This window comes from Photorhabdus kayaii, from assembly GCF_025384895.1.
GTDB lineage: Bacteria > Pseudomonadota > Gammaproteobacteria > Enterobacterales > Enterobacteriaceae > Photorhabdus > Photorhabdus kayaii.
Window position 1 is genome coordinate 1 of the sequence record NZ_JAJAFZ010000135.1, and the last position, 3,926, is coordinate 3,926.

Below are 3,926 nucleotides of genomic sequence, written 5' to 3' on the forward strand. Positions count from 1 at the left end.
ACCGACCCGAAAACCCATCAAGTCGATGTCGTCACCAATACGCTGGCCCATGCCATTCTGGGGGCAGTAGCCGCCGAAGTCAGTGGTAACAATGCGCTGGCGGGAGCGGCAGGAGCGGCTTCCGGTGAACTGGCCGCACGAGAACTGATGAAGCACATTCACGGAGAAAATGCTAAAGTCAGTGACTTAAGTGAAGAGGAAAAACAGACCATCAGCACCCTCTCCACCCTGGCGGCTGGCCTGGCAGGCGGCATTACCGGTGACTCTACCGGCAGCGCCATCACCGGGGCCCAAGCCGGGAAGAATGCGATTGAGAATAACTATCTTCATGAAGAAGAAAGCCGCCGTTTTGATAAAGAGTTGGCCGAGTGTAAGGCCAAAGGAGGAGACTGCGGTGCTGTCATTCAGAAGTATTTGGACATCAGCAATAAGAATAGTGCCGAATTAGAGGAAAAATGCAAAGGCGGCGGTATTACCTGCGTGACTTATGAAGAAATTATTCAAGCAAATACGAATATTGCGCTTGATGAGGGATCGTTACAAATTCGATTGTCAGAGAAACTAAAAGATCCCGACACCATCAAAATAGTGCAGTATTTGAATGGTAAGGATTTGCAGTTTTTGAAGGATAATATTACCACTTCTAACAGAGTTGCCGCTGTCGCCTTAGATCCAACTTCATGGCCTGTAATGGTCTTTGGTGCAAAGGCGATGATTCAGGGGGCAAAAGGTAAAGAACAGCTACTTGCAGCAGGCGTCACCAGTGGTGTAAATGCAGCTATTCAATATGGCACAACAGGAGAAGTGAAGTTATCTGATGTAATTGGAGCAGGTGTTGTCGGCGCTATCACAGCAGGGAAAGGTTATAACCCAACCGTTACTTGGAATGCAGTAGGCGGCTATTACACAGCAGAAATCAAAGGAGATGATCCTTTCTTGAATGCAATAATAAGTAAAGGCGGAGCCAGTGCAGGCTATGCCGTAGGTAATGTTATTAAAGTACCTATGGAGAAAGTACTTAATCCAATATCGAAACAACTTGAATGGGAACCAATCGGGATTTGGACGATTACAAGACCTGTGAAACAGAGTTCAGTTCCATCTATAGCTGGTAACGTCGGCGATTCAGTAACATCAGGTATATTTAACGACAGTATGGGGCAGGCTATAAAAGACAAGGAGCAGCAAAATGAAAAAAAATAAATCGATAGTAATTTTGCTGTATTTATCTTGTTCTTTTTTTCTATTCATATTTCTTATGTGTATGATAGCAGCAGCACTTGGTTATTGGGTTGGAGGCGGAAAAGAAATTTTTCACTTTATTGGCGATAATATTGGAACATATCTAAAAGTTAGTACGTCAGGGTTCTTTGCAGGCTTTGTTCTTTGGTTATTTGATATTCGTTAGTTACCCGATAAGAACGATCCCAGCTGTTAAGCTGGGATTTTGCTGTAGACAATAATCATCTAAGCGTTGACCAGAATCGTTCAAGAAGTGAGGAACTGGTTAATTGTCAGGGTGATAGCAGTTGCCGTTCTGCCATTAGGGATAAATATCGGCAGGAATATGACCAGGTTCAAGAGCGGATAGCAACGTGTTCAGGGGCTGACCAGTGCGTTGCCGTTGCTAAAGAGCTGCGGGCATTACAAGGTGACTACAGTGCTCGGATAGGCGAAATCCAGGAAAAAGCCAGAATGCAGGGACTGGATTCCCTCACGCCAGCAGAAGTGCGGGAATGGGCAGATTTACGCGGTGCGATGTCGAATATTGACGCGTCACGGAATTTAGTACTCCATCGTGCCCAAGTCACTGGCGGTTCAGAAGAAACCACCCAGGAAATCGTGAAGATTATGGGGCAGACGGGAATTGCGGCGTCTGCGGGAGTGGCCGGAGGGATCAGTAAAGCTGGAGCAAAAGGCGGTGGAGATGTTGGAAAAGACAAGCAATCGTATCAACCGAATCTGGGAGCTGTTGGAAATATGAAAGAATTTCTTACTCAACCCGGTTTTGGTACTCAAATAAAAAATAGTACACAAAAAACCAGCCAAATATATCAGGGGCAGAGTGTTTACAAAGCCAATAACAATATTGGAAAAGTGATTAAAAAAGGTGATCAGCTATATCTTGATGGTCAACATAAAAACCATCTTGAGGTTTTTGATAACAAAGGAAAATTTAAGGCTGTCTTAAACTTAGATGGTACGGTAAACCAGACCAAAACTGATGCTGCTAAAGGAAGGAAATTATAAATGTCTATGCGTAGAATAGCATTGAGCAATAAAAAACTGCGTGGTATACCACGTAGACTACGTTCCTTGAAAATATGGTCCGAGTCATATAGGACCTACTTTCCTGTTATCACTGAAAATGATTATTCTTATGGTTACTGGAATGTGAAAATTCCGGTGCATTCAGCCTTGGTACAAGGAAAACAGACAAATAAAAACATTCAATCTATTTGTGCTCAAGATTTGATAGATGCAGCTTATAACATTTATAAGGTGAAGCCAGACAACGAAAATAATATAAGAATTACTTGTTCCATTGTATTGCCTGATATGTTTTCAAGTGAATTATGTATATTCACATCTGAGGAATATTTCAATGAACATACGCGTAACGGATATAGTCGGTTTGGTAAAATAACTTTATTGAGTGAACGAAGCTTATGCAAAGAATGGAACTTACGATTACCCGATGGTTTTTCAGAGCTAGGTATTCTTAGAATAAGTGAAGATGATGAGGGAAAGCCTTATTATTCTGAATACTGGTATATTGGTGAAGTTAACTAAAGGTAAGAATTTATGTTTTAAATATAAATCTCGGCCAACAACGCCGAGATTTTACTTTATATACCAGCTAATTATCCTTCATTAGCCAGCCGGATAATCAACTGCCCCCGTTCAACGGTGATGTTCACCGCCTGTCCGGTCGCAAAGCCCGCTTCTTGCAGCCAGTTCCCTTTTAAGTGCAAACTGGGATGCTGGCTGTAATAGCGGGTCATACCGGTGCTGCGGTCTTCGTGGCGGGTGCTGGCATACCCCACCTTATAGCTGCGCCGGGCTTTTGAAATCGCTAAATCTGCATTACAATCGCGGTTAGCCATAAATCAACTCCTGCTTAGTTGGTTGTGGTTAGCGGTTGTGGCAGGTTGCCGCCTGCTCCATCCGCGTTAAAAAATCCTTTCTCTTAGCTGTCTGTCTTTTACTGTTGTGCCTGTGCAATTACCGCATCCAACATCTCTGAAACCAGCTTCTGCTTAGCGCGGGGCAACTGGCTGATAATCTGTATCTGTTGCAGTTGTCTATTAACGAAAAAAATGGATTTTATGGGTTTGAGTCAGCCTTACGGGTTTTTCCATATGAAACAGTGAGCGAAGAAATCGGCCTAATAGACTGGAATAACTGTGAACTATGGATTAATTCATATGAAGATATGGCTAAAGACGCTCTTTTTTTGCAGAAGATATCTTTGGAAATCAGTTTTGTTTAAAAGATGATTGTATTTATGCATTCGATCCTGAAACGGGTTTATTTGATAAGTTGGCTGAAAGCATAAATGAATGGTGTGGAATTATATTGGAAGATTATGAAGTCCTAACTGGATATTCCTTAGCGCATTCTTGGCAAAAAATTAATGGCCCTATTCAATCTGGTTATCGTTTAATACCTAAAATTCCTTTCGTTGCTTGCGGAGAATATGAATTGGAGAATCTTTATTTAATCCGATCATTTGAAGCCATGAGAATTAGAGCTAATTTTGCTCTGCAAATACGGAATATCTCTGATGGAGAGAGTATAAAAATAGATACAACAGATTGCAGATAATATACAATTTATAGCAAATTGAAATGGAATTCCAATCAATATGAAGTGCCTCATAAAGTTAAGGCATACACTACGCGGCTAATAATATCTGAGTCAGT

6 protein-coding genes and 1 pseudogene are annotated in these 3,926 nt (G+C 42.0%); 5 read left to right on the forward strand and 2 right to left on the reverse strand.

Annotated elements, in window-relative coordinates; all coding sequences use genetic code 11:
* The 4 genes from LGZ98_RS23070 to LGZ98_RS23085 all read left to right on the forward strand — a co-directional run.
* Positions 1-1,203, forward strand: a 1,203-nt coding sequence (locus LGZ98_RS23070; RefSeq protein ID WP_262978665.1) for a VENN motif pre-toxin domain-containing protein, incomplete at its 5' end; no start/stop codon positions are given.
* The gene (locus tag LGZ98_RS23075) at positions 1,190-1,408 is read left to right on the forward strand and encodes a hypothetical protein (protein WP_099142451.1); all 219 of its coding nucleotides are present in this window, start codon (positions 1,190-1,192) and stop codon (positions 1,406-1,408) included. The genes LGZ98_RS23070 and LGZ98_RS23075, both read left to right, overlap by 14 nt.
* Before the next feature lie 287 nt (positions 1,409-1,695).
* On the forward strand, positions 1,696-2,250 hold the full coding sequence (locus LGZ98_RS23080; protein WP_229015802.1) for a hypothetical protein: 555 nt from the start codon (positions 1,696-1,698) through the stop codon (positions 2,248-2,250).
* Positions 2,251-2,793 (forward strand): DUF3916 domain-containing protein, encoded by a 543-nt coding sequence (locus tag LGZ98_RS23085; protein WP_262978666.1) that lies wholly within the window; start codon positions 2,251-2,253, stop codon positions 2,791-2,793.
* A 71-nt stretch (positions 2,794-2,864) separates the two neighbouring features.
* Here LGZ98_RS23085 and LGZ98_RS23090 read toward each other — a convergent pair whose 3' ends face one another.
* Both LGZ98_RS23090 and LGZ98_RS23095 read right to left on the reverse strand, forming a co-directional pair.
* Positions 2,865-3,107 carry a SymE family type I addiction module toxin gene (locus LGZ98_RS23090; protein WP_113044397.1) on the reverse strand — a complete coding sequence of 81 codons (243 nt, stop codon included), beginning with the start codon at positions 3,105-3,107 and terminating at the stop codon, positions 2,865-2,867.
* Between the two features lie 98 nt (positions 3,108-3,205).
* A pseudogene (locus tag LGZ98_RS23095) lies at positions 3,206-3,310 on the reverse strand (transcriptional regulator); the annotation flags it as partial.
* Between the two features lie 269 nt (positions 3,311-3,579).
* Between LGZ98_RS23095 and LGZ98_RS23100 the strand changes: the two are divergent.
* Positions 3,580-3,828, forward strand: coding sequence for a hypothetical protein (locus LGZ98_RS23100; protein WP_113044398.1), 249 nt, complete (start codon positions 3,580-3,582; stop codon positions 3,826-3,828).
* The last annotated feature ends 98 nt before the right edge of the window (positions 3,829-3,926 follow it).